This is a genomic window from Qipengyuania citrea (genome assembly GCF_009828015.1).
GTDB lineage: Bacteria > Pseudomonadota > Alphaproteobacteria > Sphingomonadales > Sphingomonadaceae > Qipengyuania > Qipengyuania citrea.
This window is the reverse complement of sequence record NZ_WTYG01000002.1, coordinates 408,743-430,900: the sequence shown is the minus strand read 5'-3', so window position 1 is coordinate 430,900 and position 22,158 is coordinate 408,743. Positions and strand designations below refer to the sequence as shown.

The 22,158-nt window shown below is 67.6% G+C and carries 23 protein-coding genes; 8 read left to right on the top strand and 15 right to left on the bottom strand.

Annotated features, from left to right (window positions below; genetic code table 11):
• Positions 1-10: 10 nt before the first annotated feature.
• The 3 genes from GRI55_RS07610 to GRI55_RS07600 form a co-directional block, all read right to left on the bottom strand.
• Complete coding sequence (locus tag GRI55_RS07610; protein WP_160766722.1) at positions 11-625, bottom strand: hypothetical protein; 615 nt, start codon at positions 623-625, stop codon at positions 11-13.
• Positions 626-729: 104 nt separating this feature from the next.
• Positions 730-1,764 carry a 2-oxoacid:ferredoxin oxidoreductase subunit beta gene (locus GRI55_RS07605; RefSeq protein WP_160766721.1) on the bottom strand — a complete coding sequence of 345 codons (1,035 nt, stop codon included), beginning with the start codon at positions 1,762-1,764 and terminating at the stop codon, positions 730-732.
• The gene (locus tag GRI55_RS07600; protein ID WP_063506096.1) at positions 1,761-3,764 is read right to left on the bottom strand and encodes a 2-oxoacid:acceptor oxidoreductase subunit alpha; all 2,004 of its coding nucleotides are present in this window, start codon (positions 3,762-3,764) and stop codon (positions 1,761-1,763) included. The genes GRI55_RS07605 and GRI55_RS07600 overlap by 4 nt, the downstream gene beginning before the upstream one ends.
• Positions 3,765-3,942: 178 nt before the next feature.
• Between GRI55_RS07600 and GRI55_RS07595 the strand changes: the two genes are divergently transcribed.
• The gene (locus tag GRI55_RS07595; RefSeq protein ID WP_160766720.1) at positions 3,943-4,893 is read left to right on the top strand and encodes an alpha/beta hydrolase; all 951 of its coding nucleotides are present in this window, start codon (positions 3,943-3,945) and stop codon (positions 4,891-4,893) included.
• Positions 4,890-5,366: an RNA pyrophosphohydrolase gene (locus GRI55_RS07590; protein WP_082835416.1), complete on the top strand. Its 477-nt coding sequence runs from the start codon at positions 4,890-4,892 to the stop codon at positions 5,364-5,366. Before GRI55_RS07595 ends, GRI55_RS07590 begins: the two co-directional genes overlap by 4 nt.
• Positions 5,367-5,402: 36 nt before the next feature.
• Here GRI55_RS07590 and GRI55_RS07585 read toward each other — a convergent pair whose 3' ends face one another.
• The 5 genes from GRI55_RS07585 to GRI55_RS07565 form a co-directional block, all read right to left on the bottom strand.
• Entirely contained in the window at positions 5,403-5,909 is a 507-nt protein-coding gene (locus tag GRI55_RS07585; protein WP_156488860.1) for a tetratricopeptide repeat protein, read from the bottom strand.
• A 68-nt stretch (positions 5,910-5,977) separates the two neighbouring features.
• Complete coding sequence (locus GRI55_RS07580; protein ID WP_160766719.1) at positions 5,978-7,150, bottom strand: RsmB/NOP family class I SAM-dependent RNA methyltransferase; 1,173 nt, start codon at positions 7,148-7,150, stop codon at positions 5,978-5,980.
• Positions 7,151-7,153: 3 nt separating this feature from the next.
• Entirely contained in the window at positions 7,154-8,617 is a 1,464-nt protein-coding gene (guaB, locus tag GRI55_RS07575; protein WP_050601162.1) for an IMP dehydrogenase, read from the bottom strand.
• 112 nt (positions 8,618-8,729) lie between these two features.
• On the bottom strand, positions 8,730-9,092 hold the full coding sequence (locus tag GRI55_RS07570; protein ID WP_160766718.1) for a hypothetical protein: 363 nt from the start codon (positions 9,090-9,092) through the stop codon (positions 8,730-8,732).
• A gap of 6 nt (positions 9,093-9,098) precedes the next feature.
• On the bottom strand, positions 9,099-9,854 hold the full coding sequence (locus GRI55_RS07565; RefSeq protein WP_160766717.1) for a 3-hydroxybutyrate dehydrogenase: 756 nt from the start codon (positions 9,852-9,854) through the stop codon (positions 9,099-9,101).
• Between the two features lie 88 nt (positions 9,855-9,942).
• On the opposite strand from GRI55_RS07565, the gene ypfJ reads away from it, so the two are divergent.
• Positions 9,943-10,797, top strand: a complete 855-nt coding sequence (gene ypfJ, locus GRI55_RS07560) for a KPN_02809 family neutral zinc metallopeptidase (protein WP_050601159.1) — start codon at positions 9,943-9,945, stop codon at positions 10,795-10,797.
• A gap of 66 nt (positions 10,798-10,863) precedes the next feature.
• On the opposite strand, the gene GRI55_RS07555 is transcribed toward ypfJ, so the two are convergent.
• Together GRI55_RS07555 and GRI55_RS07550 are read right to left on the bottom strand one after the other, a co-directional pair.
• Positions 10,864-12,615 (bottom strand): M56 family metallopeptidase, encoded by a 1,752-nt coding sequence (locus GRI55_RS07555; protein ID WP_160766716.1) that lies wholly within the window; start codon positions 12,613-12,615, stop codon positions 10,864-10,866.
• On the bottom strand, positions 12,612-13,001 hold the full coding sequence (locus tag GRI55_RS07550; RefSeq protein ID WP_063511761.1) for a BlaI/MecI/CopY family transcriptional regulator: 390 nt from the start codon (positions 12,999-13,001) through the stop codon (positions 12,612-12,614). Before GRI55_RS07550 ends, GRI55_RS07555 begins: the two co-directional genes overlap by 4 nt.
• A gap of 138 nt (positions 13,002-13,139) precedes the next feature.
• Between GRI55_RS07550 and GRI55_RS07545 the strand changes: the two genes are divergently transcribed.
• Positions 13,140-13,796, top strand: coding sequence for a peptidylprolyl isomerase (locus GRI55_RS07545; protein WP_160766715.1), 657 nt, complete (start codon positions 13,140-13,142; stop codon positions 13,794-13,796).
• A 6-nt stretch (positions 13,797-13,802) separates the two neighbouring features.
• Here the strand turns inward: GRI55_RS07545 and GRI55_RS07540 are convergent, their stop codons facing one another.
• Genes GRI55_RS07540 through sdhC form a run of 4 tightly spaced genes read right to left on the bottom strand, consistent with a single transcriptional unit; the run spans position 13,803 to position 17,737 of the window.
• Positions 13,803-15,116, bottom strand: a complete 1,314-nt coding sequence (locus GRI55_RS07540) for a M20/M25/M40 family metallo-hydrolase (RefSeq protein ID WP_160766714.1) — start codon at positions 15,114-15,116, stop codon at positions 13,803-13,805.
• Positions 15,116-16,960: a succinate dehydrogenase flavoprotein subunit gene (gene sdhA, locus GRI55_RS07535; RefSeq protein ID WP_160766713.1), complete on the bottom strand. Its 1,845-nt coding sequence runs from the start codon at positions 16,958-16,960 to the stop codon at positions 15,116-15,118. Before sdhA ends, GRI55_RS07540 begins: the two co-directional genes overlap by 1 nt.
• Positions 16,960-17,346: a succinate dehydrogenase, hydrophobic membrane anchor protein gene (gene sdhD / locus GRI55_RS07530; RefSeq protein WP_050601152.1), complete on the bottom strand. Its 387-nt coding sequence runs from the start codon at positions 17,344-17,346 to the stop codon at positions 16,960-16,962. Before sdhD ends, sdhA begins: the two co-directional genes overlap by 1 nt.
• Before the next feature lie 10 nt (positions 17,347-17,356).
• A complete protein-coding gene (sdhC, locus tag GRI55_RS07525) occupies positions 17,357-17,737 on the bottom strand; it encodes a succinate dehydrogenase, cytochrome b556 subunit (RefSeq protein ID WP_050601334.1) in 381 nt (126 codons plus the stop codon).
• A 109-nt stretch (positions 17,738-17,846) separates the two neighbouring features.
• On the opposite strand from sdhC, the gene GRI55_RS07520 reads away from it, so the two are divergent.
• From GRI55_RS07520 to GRI55_RS07505, 4 genes are read left to right on the top strand one after another with little or no spacing between them, the layout of a single operon-like run.
• On the top strand, positions 17,847-18,557 hold the full coding sequence (locus tag GRI55_RS07520; RefSeq protein WP_160766712.1) for an SDR family NAD(P)-dependent oxidoreductase: 711 nt from the start codon (positions 17,847-17,849) through the stop codon (positions 18,555-18,557).
• Positions 18,547-19,458 (top strand): ECM family subclass B3 metallo-beta-lactamase, encoded by a 912-nt coding sequence (gene blaECM, locus GRI55_RS07515; protein ID WP_160766711.1) that lies wholly within the window; start codon positions 18,547-18,549, stop codon positions 19,456-19,458. Before GRI55_RS07520 ends, blaECM begins: the two co-directional genes overlap by 11 nt.
• Positions 19,451-20,356, top strand: coding sequence for a 50S ribosomal protein L11 methyltransferase (locus GRI55_RS07510; RefSeq protein WP_160766710.1), 906 nt, complete (start codon positions 19,451-19,453; stop codon positions 20,354-20,356). Before blaECM ends, GRI55_RS07510 begins: the two co-directional genes overlap by 8 nt.
• A complete protein-coding gene (locus GRI55_RS07505; protein WP_307019446.1) occupies positions 20,353-21,084 on the top strand; it encodes a DUF2459 domain-containing protein in 732 nt (243 codons plus the stop codon). Before GRI55_RS07510 ends, GRI55_RS07505 begins: the two co-directional genes overlap by 4 nt.
• On the opposite strand, the gene GRI55_RS07500 is transcribed toward GRI55_RS07505, so the two are convergent.
• A complete protein-coding gene (locus GRI55_RS07500) occupies positions 21,042-22,142 on the bottom strand; it encodes a serine hydrolase (RefSeq protein ID WP_307019448.1) in 1,101 nt (366 codons plus the stop codon). The two genes, GRI55_RS07505 and GRI55_RS07500, sit on opposite strands and share 43 nt — an antisense overlap.
• Positions 22,143-22,158: the final 16 nt, after the last annotated feature.

Genomic DNA, 22,158 nt, shown 5'->3' with positions numbered 1-22,158 from the left:
TGCCCGAGAATCAGGAATCGAAGTTTTCGCCGCGGCGGGCGGACGTGAATTCGCGCCGGTCGAGATAGGTGTCGCCGTCGGTATCGTAATAGAAAAAGCTGTCGGCGGCCTTGTTGATCGTTTCCGCCTTCAGCTCGGGCTCGCCCTGGTCGTTGAGCGCTTCATGCTGCGGATCGAGCGGGATCGCCCAGATCGCATATTCGGCGACCGAAAGCTGGTCGTCGTCGTTCCGGTCGAGATAACCCCAGGTCATGTTCTCGCGCCGCCGCATGTTGGTGTCCGCGTCGCGCTCCTGCGAGGCGGCTTCCATTTCGTTCCGCTCGTCCTCGCTCATGTCGGCTGCGGTCGCTGCCTCGTCGGCATTTGCGACCTGCTCCGCCGCAACCTCGTCGCGGTAGCCGTCATATTCGCTGCGAAACGCATCCGCGTCGAATGCGTCGCGGCGCGTCTGCGCGTCGTCCGAGAGCGCGTAGTCGCGCGTCATCGGGTCGTATTCGGCAGTCGCGGCGGTCTCGACATCGGCCATTTCGCTGCCGACCACCGGATCTTCGGCGACGTCGTCCCCGCAAGCGGCAAGCGCCAGGGCAAGCGTGGAAAGCGCGGTCGTTTTCTTCAGAATGGTCATGTGTCCTCCATTGGTTGAACGTCCTGCCGGCGGCAGGGGAATGTCCAACCAACGAAGCCGCACCGCAATCGGTCCGCCTCGCGCGAAACCGATTGCCGGATGCGTCAGACCGGGTCTTGCGCGGTCCCGTCGACGGTCCAGGTCTGGCCCTGGCCCAGCAGTTTGGCCAGATTGGCCTCCTTGCCCGCGCTTGCGGCGGCCTTTTCTGCCAGCACAGCAGCCTCGAAGGTCGGGCGCGGATCGTCGTACAGCACGCCCAGCGCCATCGGGAACGGGCCGAAGGGCATCTCGACGAGCATGTGCGCGATCGAGCGGTTGGTGACGTCGTGGACGATCACCCCCGCGGCTTCCCAGTCGCCATCGACGACATCGACCACTTCGAGGTTGAGCGTGTCGCGGTTGAGCGCAATGCCCCTGGCATCCTTCGCGAACAGCATCGGCTTGCCGTTTTCGAGCCACAGCTGCTGGTCTTCGGCGCCCTTGGGGGCGGCGAAATCGTTGAACACGTCCTTGTTGTAGACGATGCAGTTCTGGAAGATCTCGATGAAGGCTGCGCCTTCGTGTGCATGGGCGGCCTTGAGCACATCCGGCAGGTGCTTCGACACGTCGAAACCGCGGCCGACGAAGCGCGCCCCGGCGCCCAGCGCGAATGCGGCGGGACGGGCGGGATGGTCGTAGCTGCCGATCGGGGTCGAGGGCGACTTGGTGCCCTCGCGGCTGGTGGGCGAGGCTTGGCCCTTGGTGAGACCGTAGATCTCGTTGTTGAACAGCATGATCTGCATGTTCACGTTCCGGCGAAGGACGTGCATCAGATGGTTGCCGCCGATCGACAGGCCGTCGCCGTCGCCGGTCACCAGCCAGATGTCGAGATCGGGATTGGCGAGCTTCGCGCCCGTGGCGAACGCGGGCGCACGGCCGTGGATCGTGTGGAAGCCGTAGCTTTCGACGTAATAGGGGAAGCGGCTCGAACAGCCGATCCCGCTGATGAAGACGGTGTTGGCCGGGTCCGCGCCCAGCTGCGGCAGCGTGCGCTGCACCGCCTTGAGGATCGCATAGTCCCCGCAACCCGGGCACCAGCGGACTTCCTGGTCGGTTTCCCAGTCCTTGAGCGTGGTTTCGATTTTCACTGGTGCGTTCACGAGCTGTGCTCCTGCGATTGCGGCGAGGCCTGGTCTTTCAGCGAGCCGTCGTCATGTCCGGTTTCCAGATGCGGCAGCTGGTCGTCATTGACCGAAACCTGCCCGCCTTCATTGCCATCGATACCATCGAAATACTTGCCGATGGCCTCTTCGAGCTCGGCAATCTGGAACGGCTGGCCGCTGGTCTTGGTCAGCGGTACGGCATCGACGAGGAACTGGTCGCGCAGCACGGTCTTGAACTGCCCGGTGTTCATTTCGGGCACGAGCACGTGTTCGAAGCTGCGGAGCAGGTCGCCGAGATTCGCCGGCATCGGCCAGATATGGCGAACGTGGATATGGCTGACATCGAGCCCCTTTCGGCGCGCATTGTCGACCGCGCGGTGAATCGGGCCATAGGTCGAACCCCAGCCGACCACCGCAAGCTTGCCCGAAGTCTCGCCGAGGCAGACCTCCTGGTCGGGCACGGCGATGCCTTCGATCTTGTTCTTGCGCGCATCGGTCATGCGCTGGTGATTGTCGGGCGAATAGTCGATATTGCCGGTCAGCTCGTGCTTCTCGATCCCGCCGATGCGGTGCATCAGCCCCGGCGTACCCGGCTTGACCCAGGGGCGCGCGCCCTTGGCGTCGCGCTTGTAAGGCAGGAAGACACCCTCGCCCTCGTCGTCCTGCGCGTTCTTTTCGGTCAGGAAACTGGCCGGGAACGGCGTGTAGCTGGCCGGGTCGGGCACCTTCCACGGTTCGGCGGCATTGGCGATATAACCGTCGGTCAGCAGCATCACCGGGGTCATGTACTGCACCGCGATGCGGCAGGCCTCGATTGCGACATCGAACGCGTCCGACGGGCTGCTGGCGGCGATCACCGGCATCGGTGCATCGCCGTTGCGGCCGTAGACCGCCTGGTAGAGATCGCTCTGCTCGGTCTTGGTCGGCAGGCCGGTCGAAGGGCCACCGCGCTGCGAATTGACGATAACCAGCGGCAGTTCGGTCATGATGCCGAGCCCGATCGCTTCGGTCTTGAGCGCGATCCCCGGGCCCGACGAACTGGTCACGCCGAGGCTGCCCGCATAGCTGGCGCCGATCGCGGCGCAGACCGCAGCGATCTCGTCTTCCGCCTGGAAGGTGGTGACGTCGAATTCCTTGAGCCGCGCAAGGTGGTGCAGGATCGCGGAAGCCGGCGTGATCGGATAACCGCCGAAGAACATCGGCAGTTCGGCCAGCTGCGCGCCGGCAACCAGCCCCAGGCTGACCGCTTCGGCACCGGTGACGGTGCGATAGAGGCCGGGCTTGGACGGAACCGGATCGATATGGACCTGCTTCAGCGGCCCCGCGAGTTCCGCCGTTTCGCCATAGGCATGCCCCGCGTCGAGCGCCGCGATATTGGCATCGGCGATCTCGGGCTTGGACTTGAACTTGCTCTTCAGCCAGTCGTGGATCGGGTCGCGCGGACGATCGAACATCCACAGCGCAAGGCCCAGCGTCCACATGTTCTTCGACCGCAGCGCGTCCTTGTTGCCAAGGCCGTAGGGCTTGACCGCCTCGATCGTCTTCTCGCTGATGTCGAAGGCCAGCAGGTCGAACTTGCCCAGGCTGCCATCTTCGAGCGGATTGGCGTCGTATTTCGCCTTCTCGAGGTTACGCTTGGTGAAGGCGCCGGTATCGGCGATGATCAGCCCGCCGGGCTTGAGCGCGGCGAGGTTCACCTTCAGCGCGGCGGGGTTCATCGCCACGAGCACGTCGGGCGCGTCGCCCGCGGTGTTGATTTCGCGGCTGCCGAAATTGATCTGGAACGCGGAAACGCCGAACAGCGTGCCCTGCGGCGCGCGGATTTCCGCGGGGAAATCGGGGAAGGTGGCCAGGTCGTTCCCCGCGAGCGCGGTCGACAGCGTGAACTGCCCACCGGTCAGCTGCATGCCGTCGCCGGAGTCGCCGGCGAAGCGTACGACCACGCTTTCGGGGGTTTCGGGGAGGCCGTCCTGCGGCGCCGTGGCGGCTGTAGCCATCCGGGTCATCCTTGTCTGCGCCACCAACCGGCGGCGCCGTTTCCAATTGGAAGCGCCACCTAGGCCGCGCCCCATTCTCTCGCAATGAAGTTTCTCTGCTAGGCCGAAAAAGCCTCATGGAAAAGCGCTCCAAACACGCTAAGTTCCAAAACGCAACGGATTTTGGAGAGAGAACGACATGGCCGATACAGAACATTATGTCCGCGACGACGTGCGCGGCTTCCTCGACATGCTCGAAGCGATGGGCGGCAAGGGTGTCGAAGAGGTCGGCGCACAGGAAGGCCGCGAACAGATGCGCGCCATGGGCGCCCTGGCCGAAGCCGAGCCGCGTGCGATGGCGGTGCAGAAGGACCTCGCCTGCCCCGGTCTCGCCGGCCCGATCCCGCTGCGCTTCTACGATCCGCGCGCAGAGCGCGAACCCGGGCCCTGCGTGCTGTTCTTCCACGGCGGCGGCTTCGTCATCGGCGATCTGGAAGTGTACAATGCGCTGTGCACCGAGATCGCGCACCATCTCGACCTGCCGGTGGTCTCGGTCGACTACCGGCTAGCCCCCGAACACCCCTTCCCCGCTGCGCCCGACGATTGCGAAGCGGCCGCGCGCTGGCTCGCTTCCTCGCCTGCCGAACTGGGGCGCGAGATCACCGGGCTGGTCATCACCGGCGACAGCGCGGGCGGCAATCTGACGATCGTCACCACCAACCAGCTGACCAACGAGCCCGCCGATGTCCCCGTGATCGTCCAGGCGCCGATCTACCCCGTCGCCAGCGATCTGAGCCAGCACCGGAGCCTGGCGATGTTCGCCGAGGGCTTCCTGCTGACCGGCGCGGCGATGGCCTGGTTCACCTCGCAATATGGCGGCGATGCGAGCGACCCGCGGCACACGCCGATGGTGGGCGACTGTGCCGACACGCCGCCGACCGTGGTGTGCACCGCCGGACTCGACCCGCTACGCGATTCGGGACGGGAATACGCCGCACATCTGGTGCAACTCGGCACGGAAACCGTGTTTCTCGAGTTCCCCGGCATCGTTCACGGCTTTACCACGCTGAGAAAAGCGATACCGAGCGGACAGAAGGATCTCGAGGCGTTTCTCGACGCCGTGAAACTGATGGTGGAGCGATACAGGTGAGCGATGGGCTCGGTTACCGTCCCTGCGTGGGCGTGATGTTGGTCAACAGCGACGGCAAGGTCTTCGTCGGCCGCCGGATCGACAACAAGGAAGGCGACTGGTGGCAGATGCCGCAGGGCGGCGTCGATGACGGCGAGGACCTGCGCGAGGCCGCGCTGCGCGAACTGCACGAGGAAACCGGCGTGCGGAGCGAGCATGTCACCATCCTCAAGGCGCTGGACGAACCGATCCGTTACGACCTGCCCGAAGAGCTGATCGGCAAGCTGTGGGGCGGCCGTTTCCGCGGGCAGGAGCAGGTCTGGTACCTCGCGCGGTTCGCGGGCAGCGATACCGATATCGATCTCGAGGCGCATGATCCGCCCGAATTCTGCGACTGGAAATGGGTCGAGGCGGAACAGCTTCCCGACCTCATCGTGCCGTTCAAGAAACGCGTGTATCGCGCGGTGGTCGAGGCTTTCCGCGAACTGGTCTGACGGACCCGCCGCGGCGACCGCTGCCGGGGTATCCGGTCAGTTCGACTGCGGCACCGCGGCGTCGGGCAGCAGCGCTTCGGCGGTTTGCACCCGCGCCGGCGGACCGGCCGCGATGGTTGCCGACAACGTCTGTGTTTCGGGGCAGCTTTCGCCGCACAGCGATTCCAGCTTGGCCAGGCTGCCCTTAGCCATTTCGACCGCGCCCTTTTCGACCAGCGCCTCGCCCTCGCCCGCAATCGCGGCCAGATTGCGCGGCTCGCGCGTCAGCGCTTCGCGGTAATAGCGGATCGCCTTGCCCTGCAGCCCGTCGGCGCGGGCGGCCTCGGCCAGTCGCAGGAAGATGGGCGTGTGGCCCGGGTCGACTGCCAGGGCGGCTTCGAAGGCGTCGATCGCCCCCTGCGTATCGCCCTGCGCCAGCGCGGTTTCGCCCTTGGCGATCAGCACGCCCGCTCGCGGCTCGGGCGCGTCGTTCCCGGCCCAGCCAACGCTCGATGTCACGGCCAGCGCCAGGGAAAGGGCAGCAGCGGCAGGGGCAAAACGCATGATCGTCTCCAGCGGGGTCGTCCGTCGAAAAGGTGGCACATCAGCCATAATCTAAATGGCTAACACGTTCACCCTGCACAGGCGATGAAAAATCCGTCGGTCCCGTCATGCGCCGGTGCGAGCCGGATCCCCTGCCCGCGCGCCTGCCCCAGTGGCAGCGCCATGGCCTGCGGCTGCAGCTGCGGATGCCGCGCGAGGAAGGCTTCGAACTGCCCCGCGCCCTCTTCGTCGAGCAGCGAGCAGGTGACATAGACCACCCGGCCGCCCGGCTTGATGAGCTGCGCCGCGATGTCGAGCAGATAGGCCTGCAGCTCGGCCAGCCGCGCCAGTTCGGCCTCGTCCAGCCGCCAGCGCGCTTCGGGATTGCGCCGCCAGGTCCCCGTGCCCGAACAGGGGGCGTCGACCAGCACCGCGTCGGCCTGTCCGGCCAATCCGGAGAGCGCTTCCATTTCGCGCCGGGGGTCGAGCAGCAATGTCTCGATGCAGGTCGCGCCTGCCCGTTCGGCCCGCGGGGCGAGCCGGGACAGGCGGCCACGATCGGTATCGGAGGCGACGAGCCGTCCCTGGTTGTCCATCGCCGCTGCAAGCGCGAGCGTCTTGCCACCCCCGCCCGCGCATAGATCGACCACCGTTTCGCCGGGCCGTGCAGCCGCTGCGAGGCAAGCCAGCTGCGAGCCGGTGTCCTGCACTTCGATCGCGCCCGCGCGGAAGGCGTCCCATTGCTCGACCGGGGTGCCGGTGGCGAGCCGCAAGCCATGCGGCGCGGCGGTGGGCACGGCGGCTTCGGGCAAGGCGAGCGTGGCGCGCTCGGCCCTGAGCGTGTTGACCCGCAAGTCGAGCGGAGCCCGGTCGAGCAACGCAGCCGCATCGGTGCCGTCCACACCCGAGGCGGCGAGCCGGTCGACCAGCCAGCGCGGCGCGACCCCGCCCTCGGCCACCGGCTCGTCGTCGGCCAGCGGCGCGGGGCCGTAGTGCGATCCGTCGAACAGCGGCGCGATCGCCGGATCGTCCTGCGCCAGCCGCAGCATCGCCGCGCGGCCGGTCGCGGGGACCGGGCCGCAGGCGCGGATCGCGGCATAGACCAGTTCGCGGATCGCCCGCCGGTCCTTCGACCCGGCAAAGCGGTTGCTGCGGAACCATTCGGCGAGGATCCGGTCGGCGGGCGCGGCTTTTGCGCGCGCGGCCTCGACGATCCGGTCGAGCAGCTCGATCGCGGTCTGGACCCGGGCAGCGGGCGTCATGGCCTAGCGCGTCGGATAGTTGGGCGCTTCGCGAGTGATCGCCACGTCGTGGACATGGCTTTCGGCCAGCCCGGCATTGGTGATCCGGACGAATTGCGCGCGCTTGCGCAGATCCTCGATCGTGGCGCTGCCGGTATAGCCCATCGCCGCCTTGATCCCGCCGACCAGCTGGTGGACGACCGCCGCGGCAGGGCCCTTGTAAGGGACCTGCCCCTCGATCCCTTCGGGGACCAGCTTCTGCTGGCTGACATCGGCCTGGAAATAGCGGTCGGCGCTGCCGCGCGCCATCGCGCCCACGCTGCCCATACCGCGATAGGCCTTGTAGCTGCGACCCTGGTAGATGAAGGTCTCGCCGGGCGCTTCCTCGGTCCCGGCCAGCATCGAACCGACCATCACCGTGCTTGCGCCGGCAGCCAGCGCCTTGGCGGCATCGCCGCTCGCGCGCAGACCGCCATCGGCGATGACCGGGATGCCGTATTCCTCGGCGGCCTCGGCGCTGTCCATCACGGCGGTCATCTGCGGCACGCCCACGCCTGCGACCACGCGGGTGGTGCAGATCGACCCCGGACCGATGCCCACCTTGACCGCATCGGCGCCCGCCCCCGCGAGCGCCCGGGTCGCTTCGGCGGTCGCGACATTGCCCGCGATCACCTGCACGCTGTTCGACAGCTTCTTCACCCGTTCGACCGCGCGCGCGACATCCTTGTTGTGGCCATGCGCGGTATCGATCACCACCACGTCGACTTCGGCGTCGATCAGCGCCTGCGTCCGCTCGAACCCCTTGTCGCCGACCGTGGTCGCGGCGGCGACGCGCAGCCGCCCGGTCGCATCCTTCGTGGCATCGGGATAGGCGACCGCCTTCTCGATATCCTTGACCGTGATCAGCCCGACGCAGCGGCCGTTGTCGTCCACCACCAGCAGCTTCTCGATGCGGCGCTGGTGCAGCAGGCGGCGCGCTTCCTCCTGCCCGGTGCCCAGCGGCACGGTGGCGAGATTGTCGACCGTCATCAGCTCGCTGACCGGCTGAAGCGGATTTTCGGCAAAGCGCACGTCGCGATTGGTCAGGATCCCGACCAGTTTGCCGCCGCGGTCGGTGACGGGGATCCCGCTGATGCGGTTGGCGGACATGATGTCCTGCGCTTCGCCCAGCGTGGCTTCGGGGTGGATGGTGATCGGGTTGACCACCATGCCGCTTTCATAGCGCTTGACCGCGCGCACGGCAGCGACCTGTTCGTCGACTTCGAGATTGCGGTGCAGCACGCCGATCCCGCCAAGCTGCGCCATGGCGATCGCCATGTCGGCCTCGGTCACCGTGTCCATCGCACTGGACACCACCGGGATGCTGAGCCCGATATCGCGCGTCAGCCGCGTGGCGGTGTTCGCCAGCGAAGGCAGGATATCGCTCTCGGCAGGACGCAGGAGCACGTCGTCGAAAGTAAGACCGAGGGGGATGTCGAAATGTGCCACGTGGAGAATCGCCTGCCGGGGGGAGAAATGTGGCGGCCCATGTAACGACGGTTTGGAAAACTAGCTAGTGCCCATAACCGCGCGGTGCCAGCCGGCGCATCGCACCGGTCGCCTAGCGGCGCCCGGCCAGCGCGCCATCCCGTCCGCGAGACACCCGTTGCCGCCGGCGGTGAACCGCGATCCGGACGAGCACCGCAAGCGCACCGAAGGGGAACAGCACCCGCAGCACTTCGGGCTGCCAGCTTCCGGCAGCGGCGCTGAACGAGGCGGTCGGGAGCGCCATGCCGAGAAACCAGTAAAGCGCGCCGGGCACAGCCGGCACCAGCGCCGCCCCGCCCAGCCCGGTCAGCGCGAGCAGTGCCCATAGCGGTTTCAGCCCCAGTGCCGGCTCGCGCAGCGCGGCGATGGCAGCGGCGCCGCTTACCATCAGGCTGGCAGCCATCGCCGCGAGGAACAGCGTCAGCGACACGGGCATGCGCTGCTATTCCGCGGTCCAGCCGCCATCGACGCTCCAGTTCGCGCCGTTGACGTTCTGCGCCTCGTCGCGGCACAGGAAAGCGACCAGCGCGCCGATTTCCTCGGGCTGGACGAACTTCTTGGTCGCCTGTTTGACGAGCAGCACATCGTTGATGACCTGCTCGCGGGTCAGACCGCGCGCTTTCATCGTATCGGGAATCTGGCTTTCCACCAGCGGGGTCCAGACATAGCCGGGACTGACGCAGTTCGCCGTCACGCCGTGCTCGGCCAGTTCGAGCGCGATCGTCTTGGTGAAACCGTCGAGCCCGTGCTTGGCCGAATTGTAGGCCGCCTTGAACGGGCTGGCGACCTTCGAATGCGCGCTGGCGGTGTTGATGATCCGGCCCCAGCCCTTCCGCTTCATCGCCGGCACGGCCAGCCGCGTGGTGTGGAACGCGGCGGTCAGGTTGAGCGCGATGATCGTGTCCCACTTCTCCACCGGGAAATCCTCGACCGGCGCGACATGCTGCATGCCCGCATTGTTGACGAGAATGTCGATCTCGCCCGCCGCATCCATCATCGCGGCGATCTGCGCGGGATCGGTCAGGTCGGCGCCCGAATGCGTCGCGCCGAGCTCTTCGCACAGCTCCACGATCACGGCCGCATCGCCGAAACCATTGAGGATCAGCGTCGCCCCCTCGGCAGCCAGCGACCGCGCAATCGCGAGTCCGATACCGCTGGTCGATCCGGTGACGAGCGCGCGCTTGCCGGCAAGAAACATTTGGGCCTCCGGGCGTTGTAGAAACTGTTCATTGCGGCCATCGCGCACATACCAGCGGCTGTAAAGCGGCCAGACACCGGGGGAAGACATGCGGCTCAATCCGTTCAACACCAACAATATCAACGTACGATCGAGCGGCGGCGGTGTCCCCGGCGGCAAGGCGGGCGGGATCGGCTGCGGCACGATTGTGATCGCGGCGATCGGCTATTTCGTCTTCGGGCTCGACCCGATGCAGACCGCGGGCATGGTCGAGGGCGTGCAGCAGGGCCAGCAGCAGGCAGGCCCGGCCAACACCGACGAACAGGAAGTGTGCACCAGCAGCGAATATGCGCTGGAAGCCTGCAACGGGCTGCAATCGCTCAACCAGACCTGGGCGGCGACCTTCGACGCGCAGGGCTACGGCGACCAGTTCCAGCAGCCCACGCTAGACCTTTACGGCGGCGGCGGGGTCCGCACCGGCTGCGGCAACGGCACGTCGGCGATGGGGCCGTTCTACTGCCCTGCCGACCAGACGATCTACATCGACACCAGCTTCTACGACACGCTCGAACGCCAGCTCGGCGCGGGCGGCGATTTTGCGCGTTATTACGTGCTGGCTCATGAATATGGCCACCATATCCAGACGATCACCGGCATTTCGGGACAGATCCGCAGCGCGCAGCAGCAGAACCCGAGCCGGGCGAACCAGCTGCAGGTGCTGATGGAATTGCAGGCGGATTGCTATGCCGGGGTCTGGGCGGGCAAGAACCGCAATCTGATCGAGCCGGGCGATATCGAGGAAGGCATGAACGCTGCCGCCGCGATCGGCGACGACCGGCTGACGGGCGGACGGGTCTCGTCGGAGAACTTCACGCATGGCACCTCGCAGCAGCGCAGCGATGCCCTGCGGCTGGGCCTGCAGGGCGATGACCGCGCCTGCGACCGGATCACCAATATCGGCTGATCAAGCGCTGTCGAGGCGGGCAGGCGCGGCGCATCGGCCGCGTCCTCCCCGTCACGCGGTGGCTGATCAGCGCGTCAATTCGGCGAGTTCGGCGTCGATTTCGCCGAGCGCCTCGGCCCGGTCCGCCGCGGACATACTGCGATCAGCGGCGATGGCCTTGCGAACGCTCTTCAGCGTCGTAAGCGCCAATTTCTGCCCGTAACTTTCGCAGACATACATCGTCACGCGGCCCGCGCTGTCGACCTTGGTGGTCACGGGGCTGTTCTTGTCGAGGCACTTCATCACGACCTGCGGCGCATTCGCCACTGCGCGAACGGCAACCGCTTCGGCGCTCATCTGCGCGGCGTCGGCCTGGGCCTCGGCCATCGCGATCTTCACCTCGCGGCGCGCTTCGGCCTTGTCCGTTACTTTGAGCGCAGACTTCCGCTCGGTCTCGCGGGCCAGCCTGCCGTCCTCCGCCAGCGTCTCGCGCAGTTCGGCCATTTCGCGTTTGAACGCGCGCCGTTCCTTGTCGTTCATGTCGTCCCAGACCTTGCCGTTCCAGCGCGCATGCCGCTCGGGATTGCGCTCGACGCTGGCCATGGTCTGGCGGGCCCGTTCGAGCTCGCGCTCGGCGCGTTCCAGATCGCGTTCGGCGCTTTCGAACTCGCGCTCGATCGTGCGCTCCAGCGCCGCGACGAATTCGCGCTTGCTTTGCGGCGCAGGTGGCGGAGCGACAGGTTCGGGCGGCGGCGGCGGAGCCCAGTCCGCCGCAGGCGGCGCGACAGCCGCAGGCGGCTGCGGCGCAGCGGGCGGCATAGGCGTGGATGCCCGTTCCTCCGGGGCCGTCACCGTCTCGGCATACCCGATGCTCGCGGTCATCGGCAGCGCGAGCAGCGCAGCGGCGACCACGCCGCGCGCGGCAAGTCGGCGGCGGCGCGAATGGTCGGTCATCGGCAGGCTGCGCAGCCGGTGGATGATCGACTTGTCCCCCAGCACGGGGCAGGCCATCGGCGCCGCCAGTGCGGGGCGCGGCGCGATTTGCGGGCGGCGGGCGAAATCGGCGATGATCGCGGCATAGGCGGCGCGCTCGTCGCGGCTGCGGCTGGCCACCACGCGGGCGTCGCAGGCCGCCTCCTGGTCGCGGCGCATGGCCGACCAGCCCATCCACCCCAGCGGATTGAACCAGTGGAGTGCGAACAGCGGCTGGACGAGGACGTTGACGAGGATGTCGTGGCCGCGGTGATGCGCCAGCTCATGCGCGATCGCGAGGTCGCGGACCAGGCGCTCGCGGCTGGCCATGAAACCATCGGGCAGCGCGACGACCTTGTCGAAGACGCCGAATGCCATCGGTCCCGAAATCGCCGGGGTTTCGATCAGGCGGATGGCGCCCACCTCGCCCACCGGACGCGCCTCTTCGAGGAGTTCGCGGCGCAGCTGGCCATAGAGCCAGAACCGCCGCGTCATGAAGATCGCGGCCCCGGCGAGCCACAGGATCAGCAGCGGGGTCAGCAGGTCGACCGGCGCATCCATCGGCACGGGCGATACCGGCGCTACGAGTGCGCCATCGCCGAAACCCCCGGCAGCGGCGGGGAACAGCGCCAGCTCGGGCGCGGGCGGCGGGGTAGTGGACGACAGCGGCTGCATCCAGGACGGCAGCGTAACCGGCGGGAACAGCAAGCGCGCCAGCGGCAGGAACCACAGCGCATAGGCAGCCCCCGCCCCCAGGTGCCGCGCCACCGGGCGTCGCAGCAGCAGCGCCAGGACGATCAGGGCACCCGTCCACACCAGCGTGTCGAACAGGAACCAGTGCCAATACTGGCGAAGCAGTTCGGTCATTTGCGCATCTCCCTCAAGAGCGCCTCGATTTCGGACAGGTCGTCATCGGTCAGCGCCTCGCTTTCGGCGAGCTGCGCGAACAGCGGGGCGGCGCGGCCGCCGAACAGCCGGTCGACCAGCCGGCGGCTTTCCCCGCCGACATAGTCCGACCGTGCGATCAGCGGGCGGTAGAGGAACTTGCGACCCTCGGGCTCGGTACCCACGGCCTGCTTCTGGACCAGCCGGCTGAGCAGCGTCTTGACCGTCGGGATCGACCAGTCGCGCTCGGCACAGATCGCGTCGCAGACCTCGGCGGCGGAGATTGGGTTGCGATCCCACAGCACTTCCATGATGGCATGCTCCGCTTCGCTGATCCGTTCGCCCGGCCCGTTGCTGCGCTTGGCCATTCCCGCCTCCTCGTTCCGCCACGCATGGTGTGACGATTACGTCTGTAGCCGCAATGACTACGATTGTAAACCTGCGCCATGGATCAATATCGGGCAAACGCGCTTGCTTCTCGACCAACGACATATCACTCTTGACCGATGACCCGGTTTCTTCCCCTGCTCGCCTCGTTCGCTGTCCTGGCCAGTCCGCTGGCCGCGCAGGACGATCCGCCCGCCCCGCCCCCGCGCGACTACGCCACGCAGCGCGTCGTGATCGAGACGACCATGGGCGACATCACGGTTGAGCTGGAGACCGAACGCGCGCCGATCACCGCGGGCAATTTCCTGCGCTATGTCGACGAGGACCGGTTCGACGGGACGAAATTCTACCGCGCGATGCATCTCGATTGGGGCGAACCGCCCAACGGCCTGCTGCAGGGCGGTACGCAGATGCACCCCGACCGCGTGCGCGACCCGATCGCGCATGAACCGACGACCGAAACCGGGCTCAGCCATACCGACGGCGCGCTGTCGATGGCACGCTACGAGCCGGGCAGCGCGACGGGCGATTTCTCGATCATGATCAAGGACCAGACCGGGCTCGATGCCAATCCCGTCTCGAGCGACCCGAACCTGCAGCTGGGCTTTGCGGTGTTCGGTTATGTGGTGGACGGGATGGAAGTGGTCCATGCGATCCATGCCGCGCCGATCGATCCCGACAAGGGCGAAGGCTGGATGAAGGGCCAATTGCTGGCCGAGCCCGTCGAGATCGTCGAAATGCGCCGGGTGGAGAGCGCCGCAGCACCCGCGGAATGACCGCGGCTATTGCGGCGACGGTTCGCGGGCGAGCCGGCTGATCAGGATCGCCGAACGCTGGGCCTGCCGCACGATCGAGCGGAGGTCGATCGACTCGCCCTCCGCATGGCTGCCGCTGCCCGCGGGGCCCATGCCCGCAAGACCGACCGTATAGGGCGCAACGAAGCTGATATCGGCTGCCCCGCGGCGCGACGGGGGATAGGGCTGCATCGCCTCGCGCCCGAGATCGGCGTTGATCGCATTGAGCCGGTCGAGCAGCGCGGCATTGCCCGCGGTCGGCGCCATCGGCGGATAGCGGAACTCGATCGCGATGGTCGCCTCGGTCCCCGGCAGGTGCTGCGCGACGATGGCGCGCATCTTCCCGGCAACCCGCTCGTTCTGTTCACCCGTCAGCGCGCGCAGATCGCCGCGGGCAATGGCGTGCGAAGGGATGATGTTGGTCTTGCCGCTGGTGGTGGCGGAAAGGCCGTCCTCGCCCAGCTCGGCGGGGGTTCCGCCCGCCATGAAGCCCACGTTGTAGGTGAGGTTTTCCTCGGGCAATTCGCGCCGGAAGGCATCGAGGATGCGCGCCATTTCATAGATCGCGCCATAGCCCGCATGGTCGGAAAAGATACCCGAGCTGTGCCCGCTGCCCGCGCGCGTGGTCAGCGTCCAGCTACCCGACGAGCGCCGCGCGATCACGCCTGCGTCCTTGCCGTCCAGCACCGAGAGTCCTTCATAACCCAGCGCGACATCGGCCCATTTGCCCGCCTCGACCAGGTCGCGGCGCGCGGCTTCCAGCGGTTCGCCCGCATCTTCCTCGTCGCCGGTCAGCGCGACGACGATGTTCGCGCCCTCGAGCGTGCCCGCCGCCTGCATGGCACGCAGCGCGGCAAGGATCACCACGATGCCGCCCTTGTCGTCGACCACGCCCGGCCCGACCGCACGGTCGCCCTCGCGGACGAAGCCGGTGAAGGGCGAACCGGGTTCGAACACCGTGTCGAGATGACCGATCAGCAGCATCTTCGTGGTGCCCGGCACGCCCTCGTGCCGCGCGAACAGGTGGCCTGCGCGCCCCTGCGCCGACTGGTCGATCCATTCGACGTCAAAGCCGAGCGCCGCGAATTCGGGCGCCAGCACCTCGGCCACTGCCTTCACGCCCGCATGGTTGTGCGAACCCGAATTGATCAGCGTGATCCGCTCGAGCAGCGCGACGTCATCCTCGAACCCGTCCGCGACGGTTTCGACCATGACCTCTTCTGCATCGCTGAGCTGCGCGGAGACGGGGGCGGCAAGCAGCGCCGCGAGACCCGCGACGAAGCCGAGCGCCCCCGCCCGCATCAGTAAACCCGCTTCTTCGGCTCGATGTACTTCACATCGTCGGTCAGCGTGTATTCGTGGACCGGGCGGTAGTCGATCTTCACCCCGCCGCCGTTGCCGCCCCAGCCCTCGAACCAGGCGATGGTGTGCTTCATCCATTCGGCGTCGTTGCGGTCGGGGAAATCCTCATGCGCATGCGCGCCGCGGCTTTCCTTGCGGTTTTCCGCCGAAGCCATGGTGACATTGGCCTGCGCCATCAGATTGTCGAGCTCGAGCGTCTCGATCAGATCGCTGTTCCAGATTAGCGACCGGTCGTGGACTTTCACGTCCTCCATCCGCTTGTTGATCTGCTTCAGGTTTTCCACGCCCTCGGCCATCAGCTTGCTGTCGCGGAACACCGCGGCATGGCGGGTCATGGTCTTCTGCATGTCCGCGCGCAGCGTCGCGGTCGGCGTGCCGCCATCGGCATAGCGGAAATGGTCGAGCCGGCCGAGCGACAGTTCGGCGCTGTCCTTGGGCAGTTCGTCATGGCTGGTGCCCGGCTTGATCAGTTCCTTGAGGCGGTGGCCGGTCGCGCGGCCGAACACCACAAGGTCGATCAGCGAGTTCGAACCGAGGCGGTTCGCGCCGTGGACCGAAACGCAGGCGGCTTCGCCCACCGCGAACAGGCCGGGGACGATCTTTTCGGGATCGTTCTTATCGCCCGCCATCACTTCGCCGTGATAGTTACAGGGGATGCCGCCCATGTTGTAATGCACCGTCGGGGTGACGGGCAGCGGTTCGCGGGTCAGGTCGACCCCGGCGAAGATCTTGCCGCTTTCGGTGATCCCCGGCAGGCGCTGGCCGAGCACGGTCGGATCGATGTGGTCGAGATGGAGGTAGATGTGGTCCTTCTCCGGGCCCACACCGCGGCCTTCGCGCATTTCCAGCGCCATCGAGCGGCTGACGACGTCGCGGCTCGCGAGATCCTTTGCGCTGGGCGCATAGCGCTCCATGAAGCGCTCGCCCTCGGAATTGGTGAGGTAGCCGCCTTCGCCGCGTGCGCCTTCGGTAATGAGCACGCCCGCGCCGTAGATGCCGGTGGGGTGGAACTGGACGAATTCCATGTCCTGCATCGGCAGGCCTGCGCGCAGCACCATGCCGCCCCCGTCGCCGGTGCAGGTATGCGCGCTGGTCGCGGTGAAATAGCAACGGCCATAGCCGCCAGTTGCCAGCACCACCGCCTTCGAACGGAAGCGGTGGATCGTGCCGTCGTCGAGGCACATGGCGATCACGCCGACGCATTCCTTCTCGCCGTTCGCGCCGTCCTTCATGATCAGGTCGAGCGCGAAATATTCGATGAAGAAGTCCGCGGCGTATTTCAGGCTCTGCTGGTAGAGCGCGTGGAGCATGGCGTGACCGGTCCGGTCGGCGGCGGCGCAGGTGCGCTGCACCGGCGGGCCTTCGCCCATGTTCTGCATGTGCCCACCGAACGGGCGCTGGTAGATCGTGCCGTCGTCATTGCGGCTGAAGGGCACGCCGGCGTGCTCCAGCTCGTAAACCGCCTGCGGCGCTTCGCGCACCAGATATTCGATCGCGTCCTGGTCGCCCAGCCAGTCCGACCCCTTGACGGTATCGTACATGTGCCACGACCAGTGGTCGGGCGTGTTGTTGCCGAGGCTGGCGGCGATCCCGCCCTGCGCGGCGACGGTATGCGAACGGGTCGGGAAGACCTTGGTGATGTTGGCGGTCTTGAGGCCGCTTTCGGCGGCGCCCATCGTGGCCCGCAGGCCCGAGCCGCCGGCGCCGACGACGACCACGTCATAGGTGTGGTCGGTGATCGGGTACTCGCGGCCATTGATGCTGAAGGTTTCGGTACGGGCCATCAGGCGGCTCCTCCAAGGGCGAGGCGGGCAATCGATACGAGACCGAAGGCGCCGCCGCCGATGGTTGCAAGGTTGAGAAGGGCGATGACGCCGAACTTGGTCCCGGCGTCGTGGACATAGTCTTCGATCAGCACCTGCAGGCCGAGGCGTGCGTGCCAGAAGACGGAAATGATGAGCAGTGCCAGCGCGGTGGCCGGCAGCGTCTGCGCCGCCCAGCCCGCAACCGTGCCGTAGGAATAGTCGGGCAAGAGCGCGAGGCTGAACGCAAGGAACAGCATCAGCGCCAGATTGCCGATGGCGGTGAAGCGCTGCACCAGCCAGTGATGCGCGCCTTCATGCGCCGAGCCGAGCCCGCGCACGCGTCCGATCGAGGTTCCGTTACCCATGATGTAGCCCTTAGCGAAGCAGGATGAGGGCCCAGAAGCCCGCAGTGAGAAGAATGCCGATCAGCGGCGCGAGGATCGACCAGGTCTTGTTGGTTTCAAGCTCGTAACCGGCACCGATGTCGAGCACGAAGTGGCGCAGGCCGCTCATCATGTGGGTGAAAAAGGCCCACGAGAGCCCGACCAGCACGACCATGCCCAGCGGCGATCCCATGATGGTGGCGAAGGTTTCATACGCGCCCGGCCCCGCGGCCATCGCGCCCAGCCACCACAGCAGCACGCCCAGACCGACCAGTGCCATCCCGTCGCCGGTGATACGGTGCAGGATCGAGACCGCCATGTGCGGACCCCATTTCCAGACTTGCAAGTGCGGCGCCATCGGGCGGTTGGCCATGGTGATCTTCCGATAGAAACAATTTGGAACGCCTCCCTTAGCGATGTGATCGTGCGTGACAAGGCGGGGGGCCTCGACAAGATGCGCAATTTTTTCGAATAGGGTTTGCATGACATGCATTCTACTTACCGGCGCAAGCCGCGGGATCGGCGCCGCCGCCAAACGGGCGCTGGAGGCGCGCGGTGCGCGCGTGGTCGGCCAGGCCACCAAGGCCGATTCGGCCGATATGGTCGCCGCCGATTTCTGCGAACCGGGCGCGCCGCAGGAATTGTGGCAAACCGCGCTGGCGCGCGCCGGCGGCAGCATCGACGTGCTGGTCAACAACGCCGGCCTGTTCGATCCCAGCCCGCTCGACCGGTCGGACATCGCCTGGCTCGATGCCTGGGAAGACACGCTCCGGATCAATCTCACCGCCGCCGCGCAGCTCAGCCGCTTCGCCGTGCGCCACTGGCAGGAACGCGGCGTTGTGGGCCGCATTGTCCATGTCGCCAGCCGGGCGGGCCACCGCGGCGATTCGCCGGCACACTGGCATTATGCCGCGGCCAAGGGCGGGATGCTGGCGATGCACAAGACCATCGCCCGCGCCTATGCCGGCGAAGGCATTCTCAGCTTCGCGATAACCCCCGGCTTCACCGACACCGCGATGGCGGGCGATTACCTCGAAAGCCGCGGCGGACCCGGCCTGCTGGCGGATATCCCGCTGGGCCGCGTCGCCGAACCCGAAGAAATCGCGACGCTGATCGCGTTCTGCGCGCTCGATGCACCTGCCAGCATGACCGGCGCCACGCTCGATGCGAACGGCGCCAGCTATGTTCGCTAGAACCGGAGCCGGCCTCGCACTTGCGGCCGCGTGCCTCGCCGGCTGCGCACCGCCGATCCAGTCCCGTCCCGACCTGCCCGCGCCCGAGCAGGTTACGCCGCAGCAATGGGCTGCCGGTTGCGAGCCGTGGGACGATTGGGACAAGCCCGCCCCGCCCTACCGCATCCACGGCTCGACCTATTATGTCGGCACTTGCGGCATCACGGCGATCCTCGTCGCGGGGCCGGCCGGACACCTGCTGATCGACAGCGGGACCGAGGCGGGCGCCAAAGTGGTGCTCGACAACATCGGCAAGCTCGGTTTCCGCCCCGACGAGATCGCCAGCCTGCTGCACAGCCACGAACATTTCGACCACACCGGCGGCCATGCGCGCGTCAAGCAAGCCAGCGGCGCGCATATCGTCGCTTCGCCCGCTGCCGCGCCTGCGCTACGCAGCGGCCTGAGCATTGCCGAAGATCCGCAATACGGACTGCACGAACCGATGGCGCCGGTGGCTGTCGACGTGCTGGTCCGCGGCGGCGAGACGGTGCGCAGCGAAACCGCCACGCTCACCGCGATCGCCACGCCGGGGCACACGCCGGGCGCGCTGAGCTGGACATGGCGCTCGTGCGACGCGGCGGGTGACTGCCTCGACGTGGTCTATGCCGACTCGCTCTCCGCGATCAGCCGCGAAGGATACCGCTTTGCCGACCATCCCGCCTATGTCGCCGCGTTCCGCGCCGGATTGCAGCGGCTGCGCGAAACCGCCTGCGACCTGCTGCTGACCCCGCACCCCTCCGCGAGCGAGATGGTCGCGCGCGCGGCGAGCGGAACGCTGGCCGGCGGGATGAGCTGCGCCGCCTATGCCGATGCCGCCGAGGCCCGGCTCGATGCGCGGTTGGCGGAGGAAGCGGATGGCTGACGCCTGGAAGATCGTCGCCGAAGTGTCGAAAACGGAAGCGCGGGCCGCGCTCGTCGCGCATGAGGAAGCGCTTGACTGGCCGGCCGAATGGGTCGTGACCGGCATGGAAGTCGCCGACCACCTGCCCGACGACTGGACGGTCGAAGTCTATCTCGACTGCGAGCCGGGGCCGGACGATTTGCAACGCGTCGCGGCGCTGTTCGCCGGCACGCCGCCGCGGCTGTCGGCGGAAAAGCTGCCCGCGACCGACTGGGTGACCGAAAGCCAGAAGGGCGTCGAACCGATCCGCGCGGGCCGCTTCCACGTCCGCACGCCCGAGCACCCGGCCGATCCCGGCCTCGTCGATTTCGTCATCCCCGCAAGCCAGGCCTTCGGCACCGGCCAGCACCAGACCACCGCGGGCTGTCTTGCCATGCTCGACCTGATGAAGCGCGCGGGCGTGACCGCACGCAACCATGCCGATATCGGCACCGGCACCGGGCTGCTGGCCTTCGCCGCGCTCCATCTGTGGCCCGGCGCGCGCGCCACCGCGTCGGATATCGACCCGGTCTGTGCGGGCGTGGTGCGCGACAACATGGCGCGCAATGCCATTGCCGAAGGCGGCGGTCCGGGCCAGCTGACGATGGTCATCGCCGACGGGATGGCGGACCCGTTGCTGCGGCTGCGCGGGCCCTACGACCTGTTCATCGCCAACATCCTCGCCGGGCCGCTGGTCGAACTCGCGCCCGCCTTTGCCGCCGCCACCGCGCCGGGAGGCAATTTGCTGCTAGCGGGGCTGCTCGAGACGCAGGAGGCGCGCGTGCGCCGCGCCTACCGCGCACAGGGTTTCCGCCTCGCGCGGCGGCTGGTGCGCGGCGACTGGTCGATCCTGTGGCTGCGCAAGAGCCGCGTGCGGTGACGCGCTGGCGGCGCTGGCTTGCAGGGCTGATCGCCCTGCCCTGCGCCGCGCTCGCGCTGTTCCTGCTCGCGGCATGGATCGGCAGCAGCCTGCCGCGCAATCCGGACTGGACCGAACCGGCCGAGGGCGTCACCATCATGGTGGAAACCAACGGCATCCACACCGGCATCGTGATGCCCGTGATCAGCCCGGTGAAGGACTGGCGCGCGACCTTCCCTTCCGCCGGCCTGCCGCGCGCCGACGGGCAGCTGCCCACGCATGTCGCGATCGGCTGGGGAGAGAAGGAGGTTTTCCTCAGCACCCCGACCTGGAGCGACCTCAAACCCGCCACCGCGCTGCGGATCGCTCTGCGCGGTGGCGAGGGGCTCGTTCGCGTGGGCCATTACGTGCGCCCCGCGCCGTCCGAATACCACCGCCCGCTGACGCTGCGCCCGGCCGAATATGCCCGCCTCGTCGAGCGCGTCGAAGCCGCGTTGCCGCCGCTCGCCCCCGGCGAGACGCGCGTCACCTACGACAGCTTCGAGGAAGGCGCGCGCAATTACGATGCCACCGGACGCTACACACTGGCGAACACCTGCAACCAGTGGGTCGGCGACACGCTGGCCCATGCGGGAATTGCGATGGGGCGCTGGACCCCGCTGGCCGGCGGCGTGATGAAATGGGTGCCCGAGCCCGCGGCGCCGGGTCAGCCGCCGTCAGGCGCAACAGCGGGCAAGGCTTCGTCATAGCGCACGACCGCGCGCACGACCTCCTGCATCATCTCCATCCGTACCGGTGTCGGCTCGCGCGTGCGGGCGATCATCACCGCGATCGCATAGGTGCGGCCCGCGGGCGAGGTGATCAGCCCGATATCGTTATAGCCCGACTGTTCGCCGTCGTAGAATTGCCCGGTCCCGGTCTTGTGCCGCACGGTCCAGTCCTCCGGCGCCCCGGCCTTGAGCCGCTGCGGTCCGCTGCGCGTGCGCGCAAGCGTACCCAGCAGCAGGCTGGTCGAGCCGGGCGAGAGCAATTCGCCGCGATGCAGCTTCGCCAGCGCGCCGACCACTGCCACCGGCGGCGCCCCGTCCAGCGGGTCGGCGAGATAGGCCTCGAACGCGCTGCGCCGCACGGCGGGCGGGACCTCGTCGCGCGCCTCGAAGAAGGCGGGTCCCTGCGCATAGTCCTGCCGCCATTCGAGCCCCGCAATGGCGCTCTGCTTGCTGCGCTCATCAGTGCCGAACCGGATGCTCGACAGGCCATGCGTGTCGAGGAAATCCTGCACCGCCGCAGGTCCGCCGACGCGCCGCAGGATGCGGTCGTTGGCGGTGTTGTCGCTCTGCGTGATCGCGCGTTCGACCAGCTCGGCGTAATCGGCCGAAAAGCTGCCGTCGCGGCGGACGATATCGCGGATCGGCTGGTGGAAAACGGTCAGGTCGCCAGGACGGATGCGGACCATTTCGCCAAGGTCGAGCCGGCCTGCATCGACCTCGTCGAGCGCGGTCAGCGCGACCCATAGCTTGCTCACGCTCTGCTGCGGGAACTGCTCCAGCCCGTTGAAATGCAATGTGCGCCGCGCGGCAAGATCACGCACCGCGATCCCGACATGGCCATCGAAAGTCCCGCCGATCCGGCTGATTGCGCGGTCGAGCGCGGCCTGCGCTGGCGTCAGCGGCGGCGCTTCCACCGCTTCGCTGGCCTGTTCGACCAGCGGATCGGCGGGCGCCTGCAGGCGCGGAAGCCACACGACCAGCAGCGCCAGCAGCAGCACCGGGATCGCAACGAGCAGGAAACGGAAGGGAAGCGTCACCCTTCCTCAACGCGCT

What these genes read in the sequence shown, in the direction of transcription:
- GRI55_RS07610 (WP_160766722.1), bottom strand. Translation starts at nt 625, where the DNA reads ATGACCATTCTGAAGAAAACGACCGCGCTTTCCACGCTTGCCCTGGCG.
- GRI55_RS07600 (WP_063506096.1), bottom strand. Translation starts at nt 3,764, where the DNA reads ATGGCTACAGCCGCCACGGCGCCGCAGGACGGCCTCCCCGAAACCCCC.
- GRI55_RS07595 (WP_160766720.1), top strand. Translation starts at nt 3,943, where the DNA reads ATGGCCGATACAGAACATTATGTCCGCGACGACGTGCGCGGCTTCCTC.
- GRI55_RS07585 (WP_156488860.1), bottom strand. Translation starts at nt 5,909, where the DNA reads ATGCGTTTTGCCCCTGCCGCTGCTGCCCTTTCCCTGGCGCTGGCCGTG.
- GRI55_RS07580 (WP_160766719.1), bottom strand. Translation starts at nt 7,150, where the DNA reads ATGACGCCCGCTGCCCGGGTCCAGACCGCGATCGAGCTGCTCGACCGG.
- GRI55_RS07570 (WP_160766718.1), bottom strand. Translation starts at nt 9,092, where the DNA reads ATGCCCGTGTCGCTGACGCTGTTCCTCGCGGCGATGGCTGCCAGCCTG.
- GRI55_RS07565 (WP_160766717.1), bottom strand. Translation starts at nt 9,854, where the DNA reads ATGTTTCTTGCCGGCAAGCGCGCGCTCGTCACCGGATCGACCAGCGGT.
- ypfJ (WP_050601159.1), top strand. Translation starts at nt 9,943, where the DNA reads ATGCGGCTCAATCCGTTCAACACCAACAATATCAACGTACGATCGAGC.
- GRI55_RS07555 (WP_160766716.1), bottom strand. Translation starts at nt 12,615, where the DNA reads ATGACCGAACTGCTTCGCCAGTATTGGCACTGGTTCCTGTTCGACACG.
- GRI55_RS07550 (WP_063511761.1), bottom strand. Translation starts at nt 13,001, where the DNA reads ATGGCCAAGCGCAGCAACGGGCCGGGCGAACGGATCAGCGAAGCGGAG.
- GRI55_RS07545 (WP_160766715.1), top strand. Translation starts at nt 13,140, where the DNA reads ATGACCCGGTTTCTTCCCCTGCTCGCCTCGTTCGCTGTCCTGGCCAGT.
- GRI55_RS07540 (WP_160766714.1), bottom strand. Translation starts at nt 15,116, where the DNA reads ATGCGGGCGGGGGCGCTCGGCTTCGTCGCGGGTCTCGCGGCGCTGCTT.
- sdhA (WP_160766713.1), bottom strand. Translation starts at nt 16,960, where the DNA reads ATGGCCCGTACCGAAACCTTCAGCATCAATGGCCGCGAGTACCCGATC.
- sdhD (WP_050601152.1), bottom strand. Translation starts at nt 17,346, where the DNA reads ATGGGTAACGGAACCTCGATCGGACGCGTGCGCGGGCTCGGCTCGGCG.
- sdhC (WP_050601334.1), bottom strand. Translation starts at nt 17,737, where the DNA reads ATGGCCAACCGCCCGATGGCGCCGCACTTGCAAGTCTGGAAATGGGGT.
- GRI55_RS07520 (WP_160766712.1), top strand. Translation starts at nt 17,847, where the DNA reads ATGACATGCATTCTACTTACCGGCGCAAGCCGCGGGATCGGCGCCGCC.
- blaECM (WP_160766711.1), top strand. Translation starts at nt 18,547, where the DNA reads ATGTTCGCTAGAACCGGAGCCGGCCTCGCACTTGCGGCCGCGTGCCTC.
- GRI55_RS07510 (WP_160766710.1), top strand. Translation starts at nt 19,451, where the DNA reads ATGGCTGACGCCTGGAAGATCGTCGCCGAAGTGTCGAAAACGGAAGCG.